Raw genomic sequence first — 23,690 nt, forward strand, 5'->3', positions numbered from 1 at the left:
CAAAGAAAAGTAGGTGCCGCCCCGCACAGGGGCGACGCCTGAAGCGAGCTAACGTAACGCGGATGCCAGCGCAAAGGCCGAAAACCCGAACCGCGACGCGTGAAGCACGCTAACGTAACGCGGATGCCACCGCAAAGGCCGGCAACACCAAACGGCGACGCCTGAAGCGAGCTAACGTAACGCGGATGCCAGCGCAAACTCAAGCCAACCAACCCCGCCCGCCCAGAGCAAAACCTCACCCAACCCACTTCCTCGCATTCTGAAACACGCGCATCCACGGACTGCCATCCGTAGCGCTGTTCTTCCAGGCATCGGGATGCCAGCTCATCTGCACATTGCGATGAACGCGCTCGGTATGCGGCATCAGCACAGTAAACCGCCCGTCAGGCGTAGTGACAGAAGTAATCCCAGCCGGCGACCCATTCGGATTGAACGGATACTGTTCAGTCAACTGTCCGCGATGATCGACATACCGCATCGCAACCGCGACACGCGCCATATCACCCTGCTGCGAGAAGTCCGCAAACCCCTCGCCGTGTGCAACGGCAACCGGAATCCGCGATCCTTCCATACCAGCAAAGAAAATCGACGGCGACGACTGCACCTCCACCAGCGAGAAGCGCGCTTCGAATTTCTCCGACTTGTTGCGCGTGAACTTCGGCCATGCATCCGCGCCAGGAATCATCGACGCAAGGCTGCTCATCATCTGACAGCCATTGCAGATACCAAGCGCGAACGTGTCATTGCGACCAAAGAACGCTGCAAACATATCCGCAAGCTGCGCGTTGAAACGGATCGTTTTCGCCCAGCCCTCGCCCGCGCCCAGCACGTCACCATACGAGAAGCCGCCACACGCAACAGCACCCGCAAAATCAGCAAGCGTCGCGCGGCCCGACAGCAAATCACTCATGTGAACGTCGTGCGCATCGAATCCCGCGCGGTCGAATGCGTAGGCCGTTTCGAGGTGAGAGTTCACGCCCTGCTCCCGCAGCACCGCGACACGCGGACGCGCGCCCTTGCCGATGAACGGCGCGGCGACATCCTCAACGGGATCGAACGACAGGTGCGGCTGGATGCCAGGGTCCGACGCATCGAGCAACGCATCGAATTCCGCATCGGCGCACGCGGGGTTGTCGCGCAGACGCGAGATGCGCCAGCTCACTTCGCTCCACGTGCGATGCAGCTCGGTACGCGGCGCGTCGAAAATCTTTTTCGCGTCGCGGTAGATTTCAACCATGTCGCGCTCGTTCGGCTTGCCGACCACATGCGAGCACGCCGACAAGCCATGTTCGCGCAGCACCGCAAGCACCGCGTCGCGATCGCCGGCACGCACCTGGACCACCGCGCCGAGCTCTTCGTTGAAGAGCGCGCGGATCGTGCGGTCTTCGCGGCGGCCGCTCGTCTGCTTCGCCCAGTCCTTCGCGTCGCCGTAGTCGAACTCGTGATTCGGGTCGAGCGTCAGCATGTCGACGTTCAGCGACACACCCACGTGGCCCGCAAACGCCATTTCGCAAACCGTCGCCCACAGCCCGCCGTCCGAGCGGTCGTGGTACGCGAGCAGCTTGCCGTCCGCGTTGAGCGCCTGGATCGCCGCAAAGAAACGCTTCAGGTCTTCGGGATCGTCGACGTCAGGCACCGTGTCGCCGACCTGCTGCGTCACCTGCGCGAGAATACTGCCGCCCAGACGCTGCTTGCCGCGGCCAAGATCGATTGCGATCAGCACCGTTTCGCCCGCTTCCTTCAGACTCAGCAGTTGCGGCGTGAGATGGCGGCGCACGTCTTCGACGGGCGCAAATGCCGAGATGATCAGCGACACGGGCGCGACCACCTCTTTCTCGACGTCGCCGTCCGCCCACTTCGTGCGCATCGACAGCGAATCCTTGCCGACAGGAATGCCGATGCCGAGCGCCGGGCACAGTTCCATGCCGATCGCCTTCACCGTGTCGTACAGCGCCGCGTCTTCGCCCGGGCTGCCGCATGCCGCCATCCAGTTCGCCGACAGCTTCAGTTTGTCCAGCGACGCAATCGGCGCCGCGGCGATATTCGTCACCACTTCGCCGACTGCCATGCGTCCCGACGCGGGCGCGTCGATCACGGCGAGCGGCGTGCGCTCGGCCATCGCCATGGCTTCACCACGGAAGCCCGCGTAATCGACCGTGGTGATCGCGCAGTCGGCGACGGGCACCTGCCACGGGCCGACCATCTGGTCGCGCGCCGTCGTGCCGCCCACCGAGCGGTCGCCGATCGTGATCAGGAATGACTTGCTCGCCACGGTCGGATGACGCAGCACGTCGACGGCTGCCTCGTGCAATGCGACGTGCGTGACGTCGACAGGCTGCAGCGGCGTCGACACGCGCGTCACGTCGCGATGCATGCGCGGCGGCTTGCCGAGCAGGACTTCCATCGGCATGTCGACGGGCTGGTGCGCGCTCGCGTCCTTCAGGTCGGCGTCGATCAGTTTCAGCTGACGCTCTTCAGTAGCCGTGCCGACCACCGCGAACGGGCAACGCTCGCGCTCGCAGATCGCCGCGAATTCTTCGAGCCGCGACGGCGGAATGGCCAGCACGTAACGCTCTTGCGCTTCGTTCGACCAGATTTCGCGCGGCGACAGCCCGCTTTCTTCCAGCTGGACCTTGCGCAACTCGAACACCGCGCCCTTGTCCGCGCCGTCGACCAGTTCCGGGAAGGCGTTCGACAGACCGCCCGCGCCGACGTCGTGGATGCTCAGAATCGGATTGCCCGCGCCCAGCTGCCAGCACGAGTTGATCACTTCCTGCGCGCGCCGCTCGATTTCGGGGTTGCCGCGCTGGACGGAATCGAAGTCGAGTTCGGCCGTGTTGGTGCCCGTCGCCATCGAACTCGCCGCGCCGCCACCCATGCCGATGCGCATGCCGGGACCGCCGATCTGGATCAGCAGCGAGCCGGCAGGCAGATCGTGCTTGTGCGTGTGCTGGTCGGAGATATTGCCGAGGCCGCCCGCGATCATGATCGGCTTGTGATAGCCGCGCACGCGGCCCGCGACATTCTGCTCGTACGTGCGGAAATAGCCGCCGAGGTTCGGACGGCCGAATTCGTTGTTGAAGGCGGCGCCGCCGAGCGGCCCGTCGATCATGATCTGCAACGGCGACGCGATGCGGTCCGGGCGGCCGTACGTGTCGAACTGGTCGGCGGCATTGCGGTGGCCGATGGGCTGCGTGGCGTCGCGAGCGTTTTCCCACGGCTCGCGCGCGTCGGGCAAGTCGAGGTTCGACACGGTAAAGCCCGTGAGACCCGCCTTCGGACGCGCGCCGCGGCCCGTCGCGCCTTCGTCGCGGATTTCGCCGCCCGCGCCCGTCGCAGCGCCCGGGAATGGGGAAATCGCTGTGGGGTGGTTGTGCGTTTCCACCTTCATCAGCGTGTGCGTCAATTCGGTGTGACGGCCGTAGCGCTCGCCCGGCTCGCCTGCATTCGCCGGCTTGCGCGGGAACCAGCGCTCGGCTGGGCCGCCTGCCATGATCGACGAGTTGTCCGAGTACGCGACGATCGTCCCTTGCGGGTTGAGCTTTTCGGTGTTGCGAATCATGTTGAACAGCGAGATGTCCTGCGCCTCGCCGTCGATCGTCCAGCTTGCGTTGAAGATCTTGTGGCGGCAGTGCTCGCTGTTGGCCTGCGCGAACATCATCAGTTCGACGTCGGTCGGATTGCGGCCGAGCTTCGTGAAGGCGTCGACGAGATAGTCGATTTCGTCCTCGGCGAGCGCCAGGCCCAGTTCCATGTTCGCCTGCTCCAGCGCCTTGCGGCCGTCCGTCAGTACGGCGACCGTCTGCAGCGGCTTGGCGGGCAGCTCGTCGAACAGGTGCATCGCGTGATCGCGCGACGGCGCGACGCTTTCCGTCATCCGGTCATGCAGCGCCGCCGCCACGGCGGCGCGCGCCTCGTCCGACAGCGCCTTCTTGCCGCCGAGCAGCCCGCTTTTCAGCACGACCGTGTACTCGATGCCGCGCTCGATGCGCCGGACATGCGTCAAGCCGCAGTGAAGCGCGATGTCCGTGGCCTTGCTCGCCCACGGCGACACGGTGCCGAAGCGCGGCACGACGAGGAAGGTTTCGACGGCACCCTTGTCCTTGCCGGCGTCGAACGGATCGCCGTAGTGCATCAGCGCTTCGATCTTCGCGCTGTCTTCCGCGGCGAGCGGCGTCTGCGAGTTCACGAAATGCAGATACTGGCCGCGCACGCCGACGATGCTGGCGTCGATGCGCGACAACGTGTCGAGCAGGCGGGTTTGACGGAAATCGGAGAGGGCCGAAGCGCCGGGGAAACACGAGAAGTGAGCCATGGACTTGACGTTGCGTCGATCGGTTGCGTCGCTGGGTGCCGCGCGCGATTACCCGTGGCAATCGCTCGGACAGTCGCGCGTGGAGGCGACGTGAGGCGTAAGGAAGTCCAGGATTATAACCCGGGAAGGCCCGGCAGACCTGCCTCACATGACGCTCCGCGCGCTTTGGCAGCGTGTCCCCGGCGGCGGCATGCCCCGCCGGCAATGCGCCGCGTCATTTTGAGACGTGTTTCCCGCCGTTCGTGGTAGGCGGATTGCGCGTTCCCTCTCGCCGCCTGCCCCATAGCGCGCGCCCGTCGAGCGCCCTTCCCGCGCCGAACGGCAGCGTGCCGGACGGGCCGTTTGACTGATATCATTCGGCCTTTCATCAGATCGGTGCAGCATCGGCTTGTCGCGCTGCGCCGCATGTCACGTCATACGCCTGGCCCCACGCGTGCCGCCGGCAACACGAATTAACCATGGATGTCATTGTCATTGGCGGCGGGATCGTCGGCGTCGCCACCGCCTATCAGCTTCGCGCGGCCGGTCATCGGGTGTGCGTCGTCGAACGGCACGCCACCGTCGCGCAAGGCGCGACCTACGGTCACGGCGGCACCTTGCTGCCCACGCCGCTCGACGTGTGGTTCGGCCCGACCTTCATGCAGCACCGTCAGGCCGCCAAAAGCGGCGTGATCAAGAAGACGGGCTTCAACGGGCAGGTGCGCGACTTCGTCCGCACGCTCTCGGCGCTCGCCGGGCCCGAAGCGTTCAAGAAGCAGTTTTCGCTGCTGCGTCCGCTGATCGAATCGGCGCGCCAGTCGCTTGCCGACATCGAACACCACTTCAATCTGGAATTCGAGCAGTCGAACGGACAGCTCTACCTGGTGCGCAGCCAGCAGGACTGGGAGCACACGCAGCCCGCGCTCGACCTGCTGCGCCAGTTCGAAGTGCCGCATCACGTGCTGAGCCCGCAGGAATGCCAGACCATCGAGCATTCGATTCCCCTCGAGCCGCATTTCGCGGGCGGCGTGCTGTTCGGCGACGAAGGCACGGCGAACTGTCCGCTGTTCGCGAAGTTGCTCAAGCAGACGCTCGATACGCAAGGCGGCGTGCAGTTTCAGTGCGGCCGCGAAGTGACGGGTATCCGCCTCGACAACCAGCGTGCGGCCGTCGAACTGGCGCCCGCCAACGGCGAATCGACGCGCTCGCGCGAAGTCGACGTGATCAGCGCGGACGCGGTGGTCGTCGCTGCGGGCGTGGGCAGTCTTGCGTTGCTGGAGAAGCTCGGGCTGAACCTGCCGCTGCACCCGCTGCGCCTGCATAACCTCGTCGCGCCGATCGCTCGCGAGGAGTTCGCGCCCCATACGACGGTGATCGATGCCGTCAAGCGCATCACGATCACGCGCAGCAACCACCGGCTGCGCATTGCGGGCGGCGCGGTGCTGCAAAGCGCGAGCCAGACCCGGCTGCCGCTGCCCGAGCCGCTGACGAAGGAAGCGCTCGCGCTGCTCAGCCAGGCGACCCACGACTGGGTGCCGGGCTCGGCGCGCATTTCCGCCGCCCTGCCGTGGGAAGGCGTAAAGCTGCTGTCGCCCGACGGTCTGCCCGTGACGGGCAATGCGCTGCATCCGCGGCTTTTTGTGAACGCGGCGCACGGTCCCGTCGGCTGGGGCCTCGCATGCGGTTCGGGCAAGCTGATTGCGAGCCTCGTGTCCGGCGTGCCGTCGGAATTGCCGCCTGACACGATCGCGGCGCTTCGACCCGAACGCTTCAACGGATAACCCGTTCCGGCAGGGGACGGTTATTCGTCCTATGCCATTGCGCGTGCTGGCGACAGCACGCGCATTGCCACTACCATGGGCGTACCCTGTTGCTCTCGTACGCTGCCATGACCGATACCTCCTTGCCTTTCCTTCACGACGCGCTCGTCAAGCCGTATGACCGGCCATTGCCGCTGCTGGGCGTCGCCGAACTGCGCGCGCTCGAAACAGACGCCGGGGCGACGCTGCCCGCCCACACACTGATGGGCCGCGCCGGACGTGCGGGCGCGCGCTTTCTGCTCGACCATATCAACCTTGACGGTACGAGTAGTCCGCACGAGCCGGTATGGCTCGTAGCCGGCCCTGGCAACAACGGCGGCGACGCGCTCGTCGTGGCGGCTGAACTGCATCGCGCCGGTATCACGGTCCACGTCTGCATGCCCGTCGAAGTGAAGCCCGACGACGCCCGTTGGGCGCTGGCCGAAGCGCGCGCGGCGGGCGTGCCGATCTCGAATGCCGTGCCCGACTCGTTCGACGAATACAGCTGGGTCGTCGACGGCATGTTCGGCATCGGCTTGGCCCGACCTCTGGACGGCGTCTTCGCGTCGATTGCCGGCCGTTTGTCCGCGCGCGCGAAGACACGCGGGCGCGTGCTGGCGCTCGACGTGCCGAGCGGCCTGGACAGCGATACGGGCAATGTCGTCGAAGGGGGCGCGGCCGTTCGCGCCACGCACACGGTCACGTTCATTGGCGCGAAGCCGGGTCTTTACATGGGTTCGGGACGCGACCTTGCGGGCGATGTGACCATCGCGTCCATCGGGCTCGAATGGCCTCCCGAACCGCACGTGCGGCTCAACGGGCCCGCCCTTTTCGTTCCGTATTTCCCGCCGCGCGATTACTCCACGCACAAAGGCACGTTCGGCAGCGTGGCCGTCGTGGGCGGCGATACGGGCATGTGCGGCGCGCCGATTCTCGCGGCGCGCGCCGCGTTGTACGCGGGCGCGGGCAAGGTCCACGTCGCGTTTCTCGGCGCGGGCAGCCCGCCTTACGATCCGCCTCATCCTGAACTGATGCTGCATCCGCTTGACGAACTGCCGCTCGCGGAGATGGACGCGTTGTCGATCGGCTGCGGAATGGGCAAGCGCGAGCGCGCCGTCGGCGTGCTGCGCGACGTGCTGCCGCTAGACGTGCCGAAACTGCTGGACGCCGATGCGTTGAATCTCATCGCCGCTAACGCCGATCTCGCCGCTGCCGTGAAGCAGCGTGGCGCGTCGGCGAACGATCCGTGCGTGCTGACGCCTCATCCGCTCGAAGCGGCGCGCCTGCTCGGCACCGACGCAAAGAGCGTGCAGCGCGACCGGCTGGAAGCGGCGCGCGCACTGGCCGCGCGTTATGCAAGCGTCGTCGTGCTGAAAGGCACGGGCACGGTGATCGCAGCGCCGGACGGGCGCGTTGCCGTCAACCCGACGGGCAACGCGGCGCTCGCGACGGGCGGCACGGGCGACGTGCTCGGCGGCCTGATCGGCGCCTTCCTCGGGCAAGGTCTTCCGCGCTACGAGGCAGCGCTTGCGGGCGTCTTTCTGCACGGTTTCGCCGCCGACATGCTAACAACGCGCGGCAAAGGCCCGGCCGGTCTCACGGCGGGCGAACTCGCGCCGATGGTACGCAAGTTGTTGAACCGGCTGGTGTATCCGTTGCGCGATTGACGGCCTGCGCATGCCGGCGGCCGTGTCCCGCTATATGGCGGCGCGTCCCATCTATCCCGGCTGTCATCCTGGCCCGCTATACTGGTTGACTGCGTCGCACGGCCGTCCATCGGCCGCGACGCGAATGCAGACGCCCGCTGACGGGGCACGAGACACGCCGCCGCGCATCCGGCGACCGTACCGCTCAGCCAACCGCGCGTCTGCAGATCACCCCCGGCACGCCCGATGCGCGGCCGGCCATTCGTTTTCCTTCGTTAGACGGACGGTTATGACTCTCAACTCGCTCCCCGCCTGGAACTCGCTGCAAACACACTACGATCAGATTCGCGATGCGCGCCTGCGCGACTGGTTTGCACCCGAGAACGATCCCGCGCCGACGCGCGCCGAACGGTTCACGCTTGCCGGCGGCGGTCTCGCGGCCGACTTCTCGAAGAACCGCATCACCGACGAAACGCTGAAGCTGCTCGTGCAGCTCGCGCGTGAAGCCAATGTTGAAAAACGTCGCGACGCGATGTTCGCGGGCGACATCGTCAATCCCACGGAAGGCCGCGCGGTGCTGCATACGGCGCTGCGCGCCAGCAATCCGAACGCGCCGTTCTACGGCAAGATTCAAGCCGAGCGTGCAAAGATGGCCGCGTTCGCCGACAAGGTCCGCAGCGGCGAATGGAAGGGCTATACGGGCAAGCGCATTCGCTATGTCGTGAACATCGGCATCGGCGGCTCGGACCTCGGGCCGAAGATGGTCGTGCATGCGCTGCATCACCTCGCCACACCCGACATCACCACGCACTTCGTCTCGAACGTCGACGGCGCGGACCTGTATCGCGTGCTGACCGAGATCGATCCGGAAGAAACGCTGGCCATCATCGTCTCGAAGACGTTCACCACGCTCGAAACGATGACCAACGCCAATTCGCTGCGCGACTGGTTCGTCGAGAAAGGCTGCCCTCAAAACGAACTCGCGAAGCACTTCGTCGGCGTTTCGGCGAATCCCGCCGAAGTCGTCAAATTCGGCATTGCGCAGGAAAACGTGTTCGAGATGTGGGACTGGGTTGGCGGCCGCTATTCGCTGTGGTCGGCCGTGGGCCTGTCGATCATGATCGCCGTCGGTCCGAAACAGTTCGACGAACTGCTCGCGGGCGCAAACGAGATGGACGAGCATTTCCGCAGCGCGCCGCTCGATCGCAACCTGCCCGTGCTGATGGGCATGATCGGCATCTGGTATCGAAACTTCTTCGGCTCGCAAAGCTATCTGGTCGCGCCGTACTCGGAAGCGCTGCATTTCCTGCCGTCATACCTGCAGCAGCTCGAAATGGAAAGCAACGGCAAGCAGGCGTGTCTGGACGGCTCGTTCGTTACCTACGATACATCCGCTGTCACATGGGGCGAGCCGGGCACGAACGGTCAGCACGCATTCTTCCAGATGCTGCACCAGGGGCCGACCATCGTCCCGATCGATTTCGTCGCAGTGCTGACGCCCGAGCACCCGCTCGTGTCGCATCATCCGAAGCTGCTGGCAAACTGCTTCGCGCAAAGCGAGGCGCTGATGCTCGGCCGCACGCGTGAAGAGGCCGAAAAAGTGGCCGGCCCGAACAAGCCGGAACTCGTGCCTCACATCATGTTCCCGGGCAATCGTCCTACCACCACGCTGCTCGTCGATGCCCTCACTGCCCGCTCGCTCGGCGCGCTGATCGCGCTGTACGAACACAAGGTGCTCGTGCAAGGCACGGTCTGGAACATCAACTCCTTCGACCAGTGGGGCGTCGAGCTGGGCAAGATCCTCGGCAAGGTCGTCGAGGCGGATCTCACCAGCGCCAGCACCGATGAAAAGAAGCACGACTCGTCGACGTCGGCGCTGATCGCACGGGCGCGAGCGGCACTGAAGCGCTGACCCTTCGTTCAGCGGCTTGAATGCAAACGGGCCTTCATCCAGAAGGCCCGTTTTTTTGCCCGCACTATCCGATCAGATCAGGCGCCCTGCTTCGATCGTCACGGTCGTATCGCAGCGGCGAGCAAGCTCGACGTCGTGCGTGACGAGCACCAGCGTCGCACCGTTTGCGCGGTTCATCTCGAACATCAGATCGATGACGGCATGGCCTGTTGCGGCATCGAGGCTGCCCGTCGGCTCGTCGGCGAACAGGACGGCGGGATGCGTGGCGAACGCGCGGGCAAGCGCCACACGCTGCTGCTCTCCGCCCGACAGCAGCTTCGGGTAATGCCGCATGCGCTCGCCGAGGCCAACCTGGGTCAGCAGTGTTCGCGCGCGCGCGTGGATGTCGCGTGCCGGCAGCTCGCCCTGCAGCTCGAGCGGAAGCGTGACGTTCTCGAGCGCGGTGAGATGCGGCATCAACTGGAAGGACTGAAACACAAAGCCGACGGAGCCATTGCGTAGCGCGGCGCGGCCGTCTTCATCGAGTTCCGTCAGTTCGCGGCCAAGCAGACGAACCGACCCCGAGGTCGCGCTGTCCAATCCGGCAAGCAGTCCGAGCAGCGTAGACTTGCCGGAGCCCGACGCGCCGACGATCGCCACGCGGCTGCTCGCCTGAATCGACAGGTCGATGTTGTCGAGGATCGTCAGCTCACCCGTCGCATCCTTAACCCTCTTGCATAAACCCCGCACTTCGATGACTGGACCGGTTTTCTTTTGCATGGTGAAGCGTAGGTTGAAAGTGCGCGCCGTTGCGTCGATCGCGGCGCTGACTGCGGCGTGTCTTTCCATCGTGATCGCCGCGACTTTTTCTGCGTCCGCTCAGGCCACCGGCAACACCACCGCAGCCGCTGCCATGACGAACCCCACTGGCAGCAATACGCAACAGGCGAAGCCGACGATCATCGTGCTCGGCGACAGTCTCTCCGCCGAGTACGGCCTGCCTCGCGACACCGGCTGGGTTTCGCTGATGCGTCAGCGTTTGTCGAGTGAGCGGATCGATTATAACGTTGCGAATGCGAGCATCAGCGGAGACACGACGAGCGGCGGGCGCGCCCGCCTGCCTGCGTTGATGCAGCGGCTCAAGCCCGCCGTGGTGATTGTGGAACTCGGCGCCAACGACGCGCTGCGCGGCGTCCCGCTCGACACCACGGAAGACAATCTCCGCACGATCATCGAACAGGCGCAGCAAGGCCACGCGAAGGTCCTGCTCGTCGGCATGTACGTGCCGCCTAATTACGGCCCTGACTACACGCAAAAGTTCCACGGGCTTTACGGGCAGCTCTCAAAGCAGTTGCGCGTGCCGCTCGTCCCTTTTCTCCTCGCCGGAATTGAAGACAAGCCGGACATGTTTCAGTCCGATCAGATTCATCCGACCCAACGGGCACAGCCCCTGCTACTGGACAACGTGTGGTCAGCGCTGAAGCCGCTGCTCCGCACTTCGTCTCAGTGAAAGTGAAGCGCCGTTGAGTGTTACAGCGCGCTAACAACTTGTTTCCGAATGAGGGGAACGTGATCACCCATGGTCGATCAGACAAATTCGTCTGAATTCGACAACCGGCTCCATGTGAGCGATTTCTGGAAGGAGATAACGTGAAATACTTACCGATTATCGCTATGGCCGTCGCCATTTCCGCTTGTGCCGCACAACCGCCCGCCGGCGTGCAGTCGGTTGGCACCAGCCAGCAGCCGCCGAAGGTCGTCGGCCAGTGCATTGCCAAGAAGTGGGCTGACAAGACCCAGCAGCAGGTCGTCGCACAAGATACCCTGGCCAACGACGCAGCGATGGACGTCTACGTCCCCGGCCAGCAGCCGCCGAACGGCGCGGCGGCCGTCGTGCGCCCGAACTATCAGGGCTCCGGCACGTGGGTCGGCTTCCGCGCCGCAGGCGGTGCCGGCAGCGACGCAACGGGCGATATCAGCGCCTGCCTGTAATCCTTCCCAACGCTTCTCGCAAAGCAAAAGCCCCGCAGTGTGCGGGGCTTTTTTTGTGGCGTATCGAGAGGCTGCACGCAGGCGGCCTCTGACTGGCTTATTCGCCTGACTGCGGGTTATCGAGCGAACCGTACATCTTCACCTTGGACCGCGCGCGCACCGCATCCAGATACGACTCGGCTTCAGCCTGCGCATTCACCGAGGCGATCTGCTGCTGCGCCGAGGCGAGACGCTGCGCATCGGTCGGCGCGGGCTGCACGACAGCGTTCACGCGATAGATCGCATAGCCGTCCGCCCCGAGGTCGACGCCGACGTAGGCCGGCAACTTTTGCGCATCGACCTTGTAAATTGCGCCCAATGCAGCGGGAGGCACACCTTGCGCGTCGCTGCGCGACACCTTCAGCGCAGACGAGAAGCCCTGCGTCGACTTCGACTTCTGCAGATCCGCCAACCTGGCCTCGCCTTCCTTGCGCGCGAGATCGGCAGCCTGCTGCGCGACCACCTTCTGACGCACGGCATCCTTGACGGCAGCGAGCGCCGGCACGGCGGCCGGCTTGAAGTCGGTCACGTGTGCCGCGATCAGCGTGTTGTTGCCGACGTCGATTGCCTGCGTGTTGTTGCGGTCCTTCGCCGAGTCGTTCGCGAACACGGCCGCGAGGAATTTCGGATTATTGAGCGGACTATCCGGCGGCAACGCGCTGTTCGGCTGCGGCGTCACCGTAGCCGTCTGGATCTGCAGCTTGTACTTGTCCGCGGCCGGTTGCAGGCTCTTCGCCTGTTCGTAGACGATCGACGTGAAGCCTTCCGAATCGTCGCCGAATGCCTTCGTGGCGAGTTGCGCCTTGAGATCTTTGGCGATCGAATCTTTCACTTCGTCGAACGGCTTCGTCACCGACGGCTTCACGTCCGTCACCTTGACGATGTGATAGCCGAAGTCCGACTGGATCAGATCGCTGATCTCATCCTTCTTCATCTTGAAGACGGCGTCGTCGAAAGCCTTGCCGCCCGCGATCATGCCCGGGCTGAAGTAGCCCAGATCGCCGCCCTTCGACGCCGAACCCGGGTCCTGCGAATCCTGCTGCGCGAGCTGCGCGAACTGGTCGGGATGCGCCTTGATCTGCGTGAGGATTTCCTGTGCTTTCTGCTTTGCCTTGTCCTTGTCGGCGGCGCTCGCGTCTTTCGGCGCCGAGATCAGGATGTGGCTCGCGCGCACTTCACCCACCGTGCGGTAGTGAGCGATGTTGTCGTCGTAGTACTTCTTGAGATCCGCGTCGCTCGGGTTCGCCGATGCCGCGATCGTTGCGGGCGACATCACGAGATACTGGATCGTGGCCGTGGCCGGCGTCGCGAAGTCGTTGCGATGCGCGTCGTAGTACGCCTGAATTTGCGCGTCAGTCGGCTGCACCTTCGACTCGTACTCCTTTGCGCGGAACGCGAGGCCCTGCACTTCGCGCTGCTGCTCGGCCAGTTCGGTCAGATGCTGTGCGAGCGTCTTCGGCGTGAACGAGGTTTGCGTGATGGCTGCGGGCAACTGTTGCATCGCCATGCTGTAGCGAACCTGCTCCTGGTATTGATCGGGCGTGATGCCCTGCATCGCAAGGAGTTCTTTGTATTTGTTCAGGTCGATCGAGCCGTCGGGATTCTTCAGCGAGCCGATCACGGGATCGGCCATCAGCGCGCGACGCAGTGCATCGTCGGACACCGTCAGGTGCAGACGTTGCGTCTCGTCGGCGAGCACGCGCTGCTGGATCAGCCCGTCGAGCATCTCCTTGCGGCGCTCCGGCGTATCGAACATCTTCGAGTCGAACTGTGCGCCGAGCATCTGACGCGCGCGGTCCATCTGCTGACGCCACGCGTTGTCATATTCGCCGCGCGTGATCTTGTGCCCGTTGACGCTCGCGACATTCGCGCTCTCGTCAAAGAAGCCACGGAAGCCCTGGATACCGACAAAACCCAAACCCGGCAGAATAACCAGGATGAGCATGAACATCATCAGACGTTGGTGATTGCGAAAGAAATCGAGCATGCTTGAGGAGGCAAAAGTCGGATGCCAAAAACGGAACGCCCGATAGTACATCAGCGGGCAATAAAAAAGGCGAACCGGAGTTCGCCTTTCTAGGATACTGGCGGAGTGGACGGGACTCGAACCCGCGACCCCCGGCGTGACAGGCCGGTATTCTAACCGACTGAACTACCACTCCTTATGCTGCATACACTGCAGCGTGTCACTTCGATCTGGAACTGGTGGGTGCTGAGAGGCTCGAACTCCCGACCTACGCCTTGTAAGGGCGCCGCTCTACCAACTGAGCTAAGCACCCGCTCCGAGATCGCCGCTGCCTGACTCTCGATGCCGACTTGCGTCGACACATTCATCAAGCAGCGAGCCCATTAGTTTAACGCATCCTTTAGCGCTTTGCCAGGCCTAAATTTAGGAACCTTGGCTGCCTTGATCTTGATTGCTGCGCCCGTGCGCGGATTGCGACCCGTGCGTGCCGTGCGCTTGCCGACGGCGAAGGTGCCGAAGCCGACCAGCGTGACCGAACCACCCTTTTTCAACGTACCCTTGACGCCACCGATCACGGCATCCAACGCGCGACCTGCTGCCGCTTTCGAAATGTCGGCTTGCTGCGCGATGTGATCGATCAATTCCGTTTTATTCATTCCAGGCCCCCGAGAATGTAGTTGGGCAATCATGAAAGCGCTTATGCGCCCGGTTATATACGGCACGGCAGATTTGCCGGCCACTCATTAGAATGGGCCGAAACCCTTGTGTCAAGCGGGATTGAGCCTGATTCGAGGGGCTCGCCGAGGGGCTTTCGATGACCGGATCTTGCAAGCGATGGATGCGGATGCAACCAGTTTACCGCGCGCTGCAAGGTCTCCTGGATAACAGCAAATGGCGCGGCTGGTCGTCTCGTCGGCCAAACGTTTGCTTTGTGCAGGCAATAAAAAACCCGCGGACGCGGCCGCGGGTTTTTTTGATCGCTGTTGACTGAGCTAACCAATACGGCGCTCAGTGCATCGCGAGTCTGGCTTAGTGCTTCACGACATCGCTTGCGCCCGAGTCTTTCGACTCACCAACGGGCGCAGCCGCCTTCGGCTCTTCTTCCGGCAGCGGAGCCGGCCCATGTTCCAGCGCCAGTTCCAGTACCTTGTCGATCCAGCGCACGGGCACGATCTCGATCGCGTTCTTCACATTGTCCGGAATCTCCGTCAGATCCTTGACGTTTTCTTCCGGAATCAGCACGAGCTTGATGCCGCCGCGATGCGCTGCCAGCAGCTTCTCCTTCAACCCGCCGATCGGCAGCACTTCGCCGCGCAGCGTGATTTCGCCCGTCATCGCGACATCCGCGCGCACGGGGATGCCCGTGAGCACCGACACCAGCGCCGTCGTCATCGCGATACCGGCAGACGGACCGTCCTTCGGCGTCGCGCCTTCCGGCACGTGAATGTGGATGTCCTGCTTCTCGAACGCTTCGTCCTTGACACCGAGACGGCGCGAACGCGAACGCACCACCGAGCGCGCGGCTTCGACGGATTCCTTCATCACGTCACCGAGCGAACCCGTGCGGATCACATTGCCCTTGCCCGGCATCACGGCCGCTTCGATCGTCAGCAGATCGCCGCCCACTTCCGTCCACGCGAGGCCCGTGACCTGGCCGGTCTGGTTTTCCTTCGCGGCCAGACCGAAGTCGTACTTACGTACGCCGAGGAACGTGTCGAGGTTCTTGCCGTCGACGGTGACTGCCTTGTCCGCCTTCTTCAGCAGAAGCATCTTCACGACCTTGCGGCAGATCTTCGAAATTTCACGCTCGAGCGAACGCACGCCCGCTTCACGCGTGTAATAGCGAATGATGTCGCGGATGGCTGCTTCCGTGACTTCGATCTCACCCGGCTTCAGGCCGTTGTTCTTCTTCTGCTTCGGCAGCAGATAACGTTGCGCGATGCTGACCTTCTCGTCTTCCGTGTAGCCCGACAGACGGATCACTTCCATCCGGTCGAGCAGCGGCGGCGGGATGTTCAGCGAGTTCGACGTCGCGACGAACATCACGTCCGACAGGTCGAAGTCCACTTCGACGTAGTGGTCGGCGAACGTGTGGTTCTGTTCCGGGTCGAGCACTTCGAGCAACGCCGACGACGGATCGCCGCGGAAATCCATGCCCATCTTGTCGACTTCGTCGAGCAGGAAGAGCGGATTGCGCACGCCGACCTTGGTCAGGCTCTGCAGGATCTTGCCCGGCATCGAACCGATGTACGTACGACGATGGCCGCGAATCTCGGCTTCGTCACGTACACCACCCAGTGCCATGCGCACGAACTTGCGGTTCGTTGCGCGCGCAATCGACTGGCCCAGCGACGTCTTGCCCACGCCCGGCGGCCCGACGAGGCACAGGATCGGCGCCTTCACCTTGTCCACGCGCTGTTGAACCGCGAGGTACTCGAGAATGCGTTCCTTCACCTTCTCGAGACCGAAGTGGTCTTCGTCCAGCACGCGTTCGGCATTCGAGAGGTCGTTGTTGACCTTGCTCTTCTTGCGCCACGGCAGGCCGATCAGCGTGTCGATGTAGTTGCGCACGACCGTCGCTTCCGCCGACATCGGCGACATCAGCTTGAGCTTCTTCAGCTCGGCGTCGGCCTTCTTCTTGGCTTCCTTCGGCATGCGCGCAGCCGTGATGCGCTTCTCGAGTTCTTCGAGATCCGCACCCTCTTCGCCTTCGCCCAGTTCCTTCTGGATTGCCTTGACTTGCTCGTTCAGGTAGTACTCGCGCTGGCTCTTCTCCATCTGACGCTTGACGCGTCCACGGATGCGCTTTTCGACCTGCAGAATGTCGATCTCGGCTTCGAGCTGCGCGAGCAGATGCTCGAGGCGCTCGATGACCGGGAACATTTCGAGAATCTGTTGCTTCTGGTCGAGCTTGAGCGGCAGATGCGCAGCGATCGTGTCGGCAAGACGCCCTGCTTCATCGATGCCCGACAGCGACGTCAGAATCTCCGGCGGGATCTTCTTGTTCAGCTTCACGTACTGATCGAACTGCGACACGATCGCGCGACGCAGCGCTTCCGTTTCAGCGCTATCGGCGTGGTCGGGTTCGAGCGGCATCACTTCGCACGAGAATTGCGTTTCCTGCTCTTCGATCGACAGCGTCTTGGCACGCTGCAGACCTTCGACCAGCACCTTCACGGTGCCGTCGGGCAGCTTGAGCATCTGCAGGATGTTGGCGATACAGCCAACCTCGTACATGTCCTTTTCGGTCGGCTCGTCTTTGGCCGCCGTTTTCTGGGCAACAAGCATGATGTGCTTGCCACCTTCCATTGCGGCTTCCAACGCCTTGATCGACTTCGGGCGACCCACGAAGAGCGGGATCACCATGTGTGGGAAAACGACTACGTCGCGCAGCGGGAGCAGCGGGAGTGTGACGCGTTCCGGCGGGAGGAGTTGGGTTCCTGACATTTCATTTCCCCATGAGTGGAATCAGTTTGTTCGATAGTTGAGGCCGACAAAAAAGATTGCAAGCCTTCGCGTGTGGGAAAAGTTCAGTGACTCCAGAAAAACGGTCCATCCTGACGACACGATAAACGAAAAAAGCCGTTCACGTTGCCATGAACGGCTTTTTTTCAAAAATCGGGAAGCCGATCAATTCGAACCCGCCACCTTCGGCGCGTCTTCGTAGATCAGTAGCGGCTTTCCGTCACCATCAATAACATTGTCGTCAATAATGACTTTGCTGACGCCCTTCATGGCCGGCAGTTCATACATGACGTCGAGCAACGCCTGTTCGAGGATCGAACGCAAGCCACGTGCCCCCGTCTTGCGGCGGATCGCCTTGCGGGCGACGGCCTGCAGCGCGGCGGGACGGATCTCCAGCTCGACGCGTTCCATATTGAACAGCTTGTGATACTGCTTGATGAGCGCGTTCTTGGGTTCGACCAGAATCTTCATCAGCGCGGCTTCGTCCAGCTTGCCGAGCGTCGCCACCACGGGCAGACGTCCGATCAGTTCTGGAATCAGGCCGAATTTGATGAGATCTTCCGGCTCGACTTCGCGCAGCACTTCGCCGGCATCACGATCCTGCTTGCTCTTGACGCTCGCACCGAAACCGATCCCCGTTTTTTCCGTACGGTCGACGATCACTTTTTCGAGGCCGTCGAATGCGCCGCCACAGATAAACAGGATGTTGGTGGTGTCGACCTGGATGAAATCCTGGTTCGGATGCTTACGCCCGCCTTGCGGCGGCACCGACGCCATCGTACCTTCGACCAGCTTCAGCAGCGCCTGCTGCACGCCTTCACCCGATACGTCACGGGTAATCGACGGGTTGTCCGACTTGCGGCTGATCTTGTCGATTTCGTCGATATAGACAATGCCACGCTGCGCCTTGTCGACTTCGTAATTGCAGTTTTGCAGCAGCTTCTGAATGATGTTTTCGACATCTTCGCCGACATAGCCGGCTTCCGTCAGCGTGGTCGCGTCGGCGATCACGAACGGCACGTTCAGCAGGCGTGCAAGGGTCTGCGCGAGCAGCGTCTTGCCGGAGCCGGTCGGCCCGATCAGCAGGATGTTGCTCTTCGACAATTCGACGTCGTCCTTCTTGTCGAGATGCTTCAGGCGCTTGTAGTGGTTGTAGACCGCGACCGCGAGAATTTTCTTCGCGCGTTCTTGCCCGATCACGTATTGATCGAGAATGTCACGGATTTCCTGAGGACTCGGCAGGTCGGACTTGGACAGGCCCGTTTCCAGACCCGCGCCCGCTGCTTCGTCGCGAATGATTTCGTTGCACAGGTCGATACATTCATCGCAGATGAATACCGACGGGCCAGCAATCAGTTTTTTAACTTCGTGCTGGCTCTTGCCGCAGAACGAGCAATACAACAGCTTCTCGCTGTTAGAACCTTTTTTGTCCGCCATAGATGTGTGAGCCTCCGGACACTCGAATGACATGATACGCCGTTTGCCCACCTCGTTCAGTTCGGGGCGGGACGGACGCGCAAAAGCTGTGACGGCGTTTGCCGCAGGCGTTCAGACGGGTCTTATTATTTCACAAGGTTTCGCGCCGGCGCTCTTCCCCCAATTTGGAGAAAAAGCGCTCCGGATGAGCCATGTTTCAACGATTGTTTACGGACGCTTATGCAACACCTGGTCGACGAGGCCGTAAGCCTGTGCATCGTCGCCCGACATGAAGTTGTCGCGGTCCGTGTCGCGCTGGATGCGCTCAACCGGTTGCCCAGTGTGGTGCGACAGCAACTGGTTCAGGCGCTCCTTCAGGTACAGGATTTCGCGTGCCTGAATTTCGATGTCCGATGCCTGGCCGCGCGCGCCGCCCAGCGGCTGGTGAATCATCACGCGAGCGTTCGGCAGCGCGAAACGCTTGCCCTTCGCGCCCGCCGCCAGCAGGAACGCGCCCATGCTGGCCGCGAGGCCCATGCATAGCGTCGAGACATCCGGCTTGATGAACTGCATTGTGTCGTAAATCGCCATCCCCGCCGACACCGAACCGCCCGGGCTGTTGATGTAGAAGCTGATGTCCTTGTCCGGATTTTCGCTTTCCAGGAACAGCAATTGTGCGATCACGAGGTTCGCAGTCTGATCGTTCACTTCGCCAACCAGGAACACCACGCGCTCCTTCAGCAGGCGCGAATAGATGTCATACGAACGTTCACCGCGGCCGCTCGTTTCGACGACGATCGGCACGAGGCCGAGCGCTTGCGCTTCGAGATCCCGATCCCGCGACGACTGCGAGGTCAACGTGTCCAGCATTTGAGCGCGAAAGGTCATGCAATGGATCCTTGTCAGGAAATGTTCTGATAATGGTTCAGGACAAGTAGGTGCGGCCGCGCGTTTCTTCAAGAGCCAAAACGGCCGACAAGCGTTCTTTTAGCATAATCGGCTGCGCTCATATGTAAAAACGGCGTGCGGGCCGTCGCTCGGACAGCCAGCACGCCGTTACAGCGATGCTATTACGCTTGCGCCGTTGCGCTTGCCAGCTCTTCGAAGCTCACTTCCTTGTCCGTCACCTTCGCCTTGCTCAGCACGAAATCGACGACGTTGGACTCAACGACATACGCTTCCATCTCGGCAAGGCGCTGCTGGTTCGAATAATACCAGCGGACGACTTCCTTCGGGTCTTCGTAGCTCTTCGCGAACTCGTCGACTTCCGCGCGGATCTGTTCCGGCTTGGCCTGCAGCTCGTTGGCCTTGACCAGCTCGGCCAGCACGAGGCCCAGCTTGACGCGGCGCTCTGCCTGCTCGGCGAACATTTCTGCGGGGATGGGTGCGTCCTTCGCGTTCGGCACGCCGCGTTGCGTCAGATCCTGACGCGCCATTTCGACGAGACGTTCCTGATCCTGCTCGATCAGCGCCTTCGGCACGTCGAGTTCGGAGATCTTGAGCAGCGCGTCCATCACCTGGTTCTTCACGACAGCCTGCGTGCGGCGCTTCGCTTCGCGCTCGAGGTTGTCACGAATCTCGGCGCGCATCTTCGTCAGGTCGCCGTCTTCGATGCCAAGCGACTTCGCGAACTCGCCGTCGATTTCGGGCAGATGCGGCCATTCGATCTTCTTCATCGTGATGGTGAACTGCGCGGTCTTGCCGGCGACTTCCTTGCCGTGATAGTCCTCGGGGAACGCAAGGTCGAATTCCTTCGACTCGCCGACCTTCAGGCCAAGCGCGGCCTTTTCGAATTCCGGCAGCATGCGGCCTTCACCCAGGACAAACGCGAAGTCGTCCGCGCTGCCGCCCTGGAACGCTTCACCGTCGATCTTGCCGATGAAGTCGACCGTGACGCGGTCGCCGTCCTTCGCAGCCGTGTCCGCGCCGCCGTCGCCGTGCTCGCCGGCTTCGCCGCGAGCGTGGTAGTGCACGCGCTGCTTGCGCAGGATGTCCAGCGTGCGGTCGATTTCGGCGTCGCTGATGGTGGTCTTGGTGCGTTCGATTTCAGCCGTCGCGACGTCGCCCAGCTTCACTTCCGGGTAAACCTCGAAGGTCGCGTCGAATGCGTATGCGCCTTCCGTCGCATCCGTCTTCGGGCTGAAGCTCGGCTGGCCAGCGACGCGCAGGTTTTCCGCGCGGCTGATGTCGAAGAATTCCTTGCCAACCTTGTCGCTCAGCACTTCGGCTTCGACCTGACCCGCGTACTGCTGCGTCACCATCTTGAGCGGCACTTTGCCCGGGCGGAAACCCGGCATGCGCACGTTTTTCGCGAGTTGACGGATGCGCGCATCCACTTCCTTCTGCACCGTGTCTTTCGGCAAGGAAATCGTCACGCGGCGTTCGAGCTTGCCGAGGTTTTCAACAACGTTAGCCATGGCTTCAATCGTCCTAAAATTATTCGAGCGAATCAGTTATCTTGTGTGCGCCGCCTGTCGATGTCCGCTTTGCGTCGTGCGTTCGACACTGCGCGTTGCATTCGCTGTTGCGCGGGTCGCCGCTACGCTTCGCTCAGTCACGTGTGACATCGATCGCGTGCCTCTCGCCGCGGGCTGTGAGGCCGCCGGCGGCACAGTTTGGGTCAGAGAGCCAAATATTTTAGCAAACTATTTGCGCGCCTAGCCGGATTCGCTGTTTCGCGATCTTTTGTGGCTTGCGAAGCCCGATTCCGGCCGCCTTTCGGGCGATTCCAAAGCCGCTCGCGATCCACCACGGTCCGCGCCAGCTGTGAATCAAAGTCAATTCTGCCTATACCTTCCGGTATATTCAGTCGCGCGCCGCATGCTGATAAGCTTCACCACATCCTGATACGCCGCTGCCGCGCGCATAGGCGTTCCGGGCGCTTCATCGCATCGCGGCGAGCACAGCGATGCCTACTCAAAGCAAATCATCAGAGACACCATGCCGAATACGCCGTCCGCGCCCATCGTCGTCATCGCTCCTGACTCGTTCAAAGGTTCGCTCTCCGCGGAGCAGGTCGCGCAATCCATCGCGACGGGCATTCTGCGCGCGCGGCCCGACGCGACGATCCGTGTCTGCGCAATGGCCGACGGCGGCGAAGGCACACTCGACGCCATGCTCACCAGCGGTGGCGAACGGCGCACGCTCACAGTGCAGGGCGCGGCGGGACCTGCGCGTGAAGGCGCAACAGGGCTTCTCGCCGACGGCAGCGCGATCATCGAAACCGCGGAGGTCGTCGGCATCACGGACCCTGTCGGCATGGGCGTTCCCGTGGAAAAGCGCAGCACGCGCGGCATGGGCGAAGCCATCCGCTCGCTGCTGGACGCGGGTGTGCGGCGCTTCTTCGTCGCGCTCGGCGGCAGCAGCACGAACGACGGCGGCGCGGGTTTGCTCGTCGGTCTCGGCCTCAAGCTATTCGATGCGCAAGGGCATGAACTCGACGCGACGCCCGAGCAGCTTGCTCAACTGGCGCGTGTCGACGCATCGGGACTGGATGTCCGTCTGCAAGAGGCAACGTTCGTCGGCATGTCGGATGTAGACAACCCGTTGACGGGCGATCACGGCGCAACGGCAGTCTTCGGCCCGCAAAAAGGCGTAAAGCCGGAGCAGGTCGCGGCCATCGACGCCGCCCTCACCCGCTTCGCCGACCTCGTCGAGCCGGCCATGAATCGCGTCGCGCGCAACCAGCCGGGTGCGGGCGCGGCGGGCGGACTCGGGTTCGCATTGCATATGCTGGGCGCCGAATTCGAGCCGGGCGCGGAAGTGGTCGCGCGACAGATCGGACTCGACGCGGCACTCGAAGGCGCCAACTGGCTCATCACGGGCGAAGGCCGCTCCGACGTGCAAACGCTGCACGGCAAGGCGCCCTTCATCGCCTGCCGGCACGCGCGCGCCGCGGGCGTGCCCGCCACGTTGCTGTCGGGCGCTGTCGACCCGTCGGCGCTGCCAAAACTCGCCGAGCATTTCAGCGGATGCTTCTCGCCGGCCCCCGGCCCGATCACGCTAGAAGTCGCGATTCGCGACGCAGCGACCTTGCTTGCGAACGAAGCCGAACAGATGACGCGACTCAGGTTTGGCCCGCGTTGACCGCGCGAGCGGATGCAGCAACAATCACATCACCGGACTGCATCCACTCACAACGGGAAGACCATGAAGGCCTCCGATAAAGCCGGACTCGAACAGTTTCTGACGTATCGTCTGCACGTGCTGAATAAACTTTCCGAGCGGGGCATCAGCGAACGGTATATGGCCAAGCTGGACGTGACGCTACCCGAGGCGCGCGTGATTGCATCGGTTGGATCGTTCGGACCATTCTCGATCATGGACCTCGCGCGCCACGCGAACCTCGACAAAAGTCAGGCGAGCCGCGCAGCCGAAGCGTTGATCAGACAAGGCCTCGTGCAACGCGAAGCGAGCGCGGACGACGGCCGCGTGGTGCTCGTATCGTTGACCGCAGAAGGCCGTGCGCTCTATCGCAAAGTGATGCCCATCGCACGCAAGTGGAACACTGATCTGTTCGATTGCCTCGACGACCGCGAGAAAGTCGCGCTCAGCGAAGCACTCGACAAGGTGATCGAAACCGCGATCGCGCGCAACGCAGCGTAGTCAGGTCAGACGAAGTCCGGGGCGAACGTTCATCGGCGCTTGCCTGGCGCCGGCGAACCCGTCGTTGCCGAATTCCTTAAACACTCATTCACAAGTCGGCCCGCCTATGCGTCTCGCAAGGCGGCGTTCGCCTTTCTGGTCGCGATACAACGGATCGTGCATCACGCAATGCGCGTCGGGCATCGCGCGATGAATCGCGGCATGCATGACAAAGCCCGCCGGGTTCACACGATGCGGCGAACCATCGAGCACATTCCCGTCTACATAGACCTTCATCAGATGCGACGCCGTCGCTTCGGTGTAGTGCAGGCCGAACGGGTTGATCAGAATATGGCTGTGCGTGCCGGGCACGCGCACGGTGATGTGGTTGTAGATCAGCTTGGTCCAGCCGGGCATCGCGAACACGCGGTACGTGCCTGCAAGTGTCACGCGCAGCATGCATTGCGCGTCGATGTCTGAGGGTGGTCGAACATCGGCTGGTGCCATTTGCACGCCCCTCTTCTTACGCGTTGACGAGCTAAAGGATCGCTGATCGCAGAACAGGAGAATCTGGTTGTGCGTGCAACCAGAGGGTCGA

The 23,690-nt window shown here is 62.8% G+C and carries 15 protein-coding genes, 2 tRNA genes and 1 pseudogene; 7 read left to right on the forward strand and 11 right to left on the reverse strand.

Features of this window, described 5'->3' with window-relative positions; translation table 11 throughout:
• Window positions 1-235: 235 nt before the first annotated feature.
• Window positions 236-4,315 (reverse strand): phosphoribosylformylglycinamidine synthase, encoded by a 4,080-nt coding sequence (gene purL / locus KFO72_RS24400; protein ID WP_225033234.1) that lies wholly within the window; start codon window positions 4,313-4,315, stop codon window positions 236-238.
• Between the two features lie 458 nt (window positions 4,316-4,773).
• Here purL and KFO72_RS24405 point away from each other — a divergent pair, with 458 nt between their 5' ends.
• From KFO72_RS24405 to pgi, 3 genes are all read left to right on the forward strand, one after another.
• Window positions 4,774-6,075, forward strand: a complete 1,302-nt coding sequence (locus tag KFO72_RS24405) for an FAD-dependent oxidoreductase (protein WP_225033235.1) — start codon at window positions 4,774-4,776, stop codon at window positions 6,073-6,075.
• A gap of 107 nt (window positions 6,076-6,182) precedes the next feature.
• On the forward strand, window positions 6,183-7,760 hold the full coding sequence (locus KFO72_RS24410; protein ID WP_225033236.1) for an NAD(P)H-hydrate dehydratase: 1,578 nt from the start codon (window positions 6,183-6,185) through the stop codon (window positions 7,758-7,760).
• 268 nt (window positions 7,761-8,028) lie between these two features.
• Complete coding sequence (pgi, locus tag KFO72_RS24415; RefSeq protein WP_054930460.1) at window positions 8,029-9,651, forward strand: glucose-6-phosphate isomerase; 1,623 nt, start codon at window positions 8,029-8,031, stop codon at window positions 9,649-9,651.
• Between the two features lie 72 nt (window positions 9,652-9,723).
• Here pgi and KFO72_RS24420 read toward each other — a convergent pair whose 3' ends face one another.
• Window positions 9,724-10,410 carry an ABC transporter ATP-binding protein gene (locus tag KFO72_RS24420; RefSeq protein ID WP_060600816.1) on the reverse strand — a complete coding sequence of 229 codons (687 nt, stop codon included), beginning with the start codon at window positions 10,408-10,410 and terminating at the stop codon, window positions 9,724-9,726.
• Window position 10,411: 1 nt separating this feature from the next.
• Between KFO72_RS24420 and KFO72_RS24425 the strand changes: the two genes are divergently transcribed.
• Complete coding sequence (locus KFO72_RS24425) at window positions 10,412-11,140, forward strand: arylesterase (RefSeq protein WP_225033244.1); 729 nt, start codon at window positions 10,412-10,414, stop codon at window positions 11,138-11,140.
• A gap of 140 nt (window positions 11,141-11,280) precedes the next feature.
• Entirely contained in the window at window positions 11,281-11,622 is a 342-nt protein-coding gene (locus KFO72_RS24430) for a hypothetical protein (RefSeq protein WP_007585909.1), read from the forward strand.
• A gap of 97 nt (window positions 11,623-11,719) precedes the next feature.
• Here KFO72_RS24430 and KFO72_RS24435 read toward each other — a convergent pair whose 3' ends face one another.
• The 8 genes from KFO72_RS24435 to tig all read right to left on the reverse strand — a co-directional run bounded on the left by KFO72_RS24435 (window position 11,720) and on the right by tig (window position 20,925).
• On the reverse strand, window positions 11,720-13,648 hold the full coding sequence (locus tag KFO72_RS24435; RefSeq protein ID WP_060600805.1) for a SurA N-terminal domain-containing protein: 1,929 nt from the start codon (window positions 13,646-13,648) through the stop codon (window positions 11,720-11,722).
• Window positions 13,649-13,746: 98 nt separating this feature from the next.
• A tRNA-Asp gene (locus KFO72_RS24440) sits at window positions 13,747-13,823 on the reverse strand.
• Between the two features lie 41 nt (window positions 13,824-13,864).
• Window positions 13,865-13,940, reverse strand: a tRNA-Val gene (locus tag KFO72_RS24445).
• Between the two features lie 70 nt (window positions 13,941-14,010).
• Window positions 14,011-14,283, reverse strand: a complete 273-nt coding sequence (locus KFO72_RS24450; protein WP_007585907.1) for an HU family DNA-binding protein — start codon at window positions 14,281-14,283, stop codon at window positions 14,011-14,013.
• A 373-nt stretch (window positions 14,284-14,656) separates the two neighbouring features.
• Window positions 14,657-17,074 (reverse strand): endopeptidase La, encoded by a 2,418-nt coding sequence (lon, locus tag KFO72_RS24455; protein WP_036005209.1) that lies wholly within the window; start codon window positions 17,072-17,074, stop codon window positions 14,657-14,659.
• Between the two features lie 183 nt (window positions 17,075-17,257).
• A complete protein-coding gene (clpX, locus tag KFO72_RS24460) occupies window positions 17,258-18,529 on the reverse strand; it encodes an ATP-dependent Clp protease ATP-binding subunit ClpX (protein ID WP_036005206.1) in 1,272 nt (423 codons plus the stop codon).
• A gap of 207 nt (window positions 18,530-18,736) precedes the next feature.
• The gene (gene clpP / locus KFO72_RS24465) at window positions 18,737-19,396 is read right to left on the reverse strand and encodes an ATP-dependent Clp endopeptidase proteolytic subunit ClpP (protein ID WP_007585897.1); all 660 of its coding nucleotides are present in this window, start codon (window positions 19,394-19,396) and stop codon (window positions 18,737-18,739) included.
• A gap of 182 nt (window positions 19,397-19,578) precedes the next feature.
• Window positions 19,579-20,925 (reverse strand): trigger factor, encoded by a 1,347-nt coding sequence (tig, locus tag KFO72_RS24470; RefSeq protein ID WP_054930456.1) that lies wholly within the window; start codon window positions 20,923-20,925, stop codon window positions 19,579-19,581.
• Window positions 20,926-21,448: 523 nt separating this feature from the next.
• Between tig and KFO72_RS24475 the strand changes: the two genes are divergently transcribed.
• Both KFO72_RS24475 and KFO72_RS24480 read left to right on the forward strand, forming a co-directional pair.
• On the forward strand, window positions 21,449-22,594 hold the full coding sequence (locus tag KFO72_RS24475) for a glycerate kinase (protein WP_054930455.1): 1,146 nt from the start codon (window positions 21,449-21,451) through the stop codon (window positions 22,592-22,594).
• A 63-nt stretch (window positions 22,595-22,657) separates the two neighbouring features.
• Window positions 22,658-23,113, forward strand: a complete 456-nt coding sequence (locus tag KFO72_RS24480) for a MarR family winged helix-turn-helix transcriptional regulator (RefSeq protein WP_007585886.1) — start codon at window positions 22,658-22,660, stop codon at window positions 23,111-23,113.
• Window positions 23,114-23,269: 156 nt separating this feature from the next.
• Here KFO72_RS24480 and KFO72_RS24485 read toward each other — a convergent pair.
• Window positions 23,270-23,599: pseudogene (locus KFO72_RS24485) on the reverse strand (class II aldolase/adducin family protein); the annotation flags it as partial.
• Between the last annotated feature and the right edge of the window lie 91 nt (window positions 23,600-23,690).

The sequence above is a fragment of the Paraburkholderia sp. XV genome, from assembly GCF_020177535.1.
Classification (GTDB): Bacteria; Pseudomonadota; Gammaproteobacteria; order Burkholderiales; family Burkholderiaceae; genus Paraburkholderia; species Paraburkholderia caribensis.

What these genes read in the sequence shown, in the direction of transcription:
- KFO72_RS24405 (WP_225033235.1), top strand. Translation starts at nt 4,774, where the DNA reads ATGGATGTCATTGTCATTGGCGGCGGGATCGTCGGCGTCGCCACCGCC.
- clpP (WP_007585897.1), bottom strand. Translation starts at nt 19,396, where the DNA reads ATGACCTTTCGCGCTCAAATGCTGGACACGTTGACCTCGCAGTCGTCG.
- KFO72_RS24450 (WP_007585907.1), bottom strand. Translation starts at nt 14,283, where the DNA reads ATGAATAAAACGGAATTGATCGATCACATCGCGCAGCAAGCCGACATT.
- purL (WP_225033234.1), bottom strand. Translation starts at nt 4,315, where the DNA reads ATGGCTCACTTCTCGTGTTTCCCCGGCGCTTCGGCCCTCTCCGATTTC.
- clpX (WP_036005206.1), bottom strand. Translation starts at nt 18,529, where the DNA reads ATGGCGGACAAAAAAGGTTCTAACAGCGAGAAGCTGTTGTATTGCTCG.
- tig (WP_054930456.1), bottom strand. Translation starts at nt 20,925, where the DNA reads ATGGCTAACGTTGTTGAAAACCTCGGCAAGCTCGAACGCCGCGTGACG.
- KFO72_RS24435 (WP_060600805.1), bottom strand. Translation starts at nt 13,648, where the DNA reads ATGCTCGATTTCTTTCGCAATCACCAACGTCTGATGATGTTCATGCTC.
- KFO72_RS24475 (WP_054930455.1), top strand. Translation starts at nt 21,449, where the DNA reads ATGCCGAATACGCCGTCCGCGCCCATCGTCGTCATCGCTCCTGACTCG.
- pgi (WP_054930460.1), top strand. Translation starts at nt 8,029, where the DNA reads ATGACTCTCAACTCGCTCCCCGCCTGGAACTCGCTGCAAACACACTAC.
- lon (WP_036005209.1), bottom strand. Translation starts at nt 17,074, where the DNA reads ATGTCAGGAACCCAACTCCTCCCGCCGGAACGCGTCACACTCCCGCTG.
- KFO72_RS24420 (WP_060600816.1), bottom strand. Translation starts at nt 10,410, where the DNA reads ATGCAAAAGAAAACCGGTCCAGTCATCGAAGTGCGGGGTTTATGCAAG.
- KFO72_RS24410 (WP_225033236.1), top strand. Translation starts at nt 6,183, where the DNA reads ATGACCGATACCTCCTTGCCTTTCCTTCACGACGCGCTCGTCAAGCCG.
- KFO72_RS24480 (WP_007585886.1), top strand. Translation starts at nt 22,658, where the DNA reads ATGAAGGCCTCCGATAAAGCCGGACTCGAACAGTTTCTGACGTATCGT.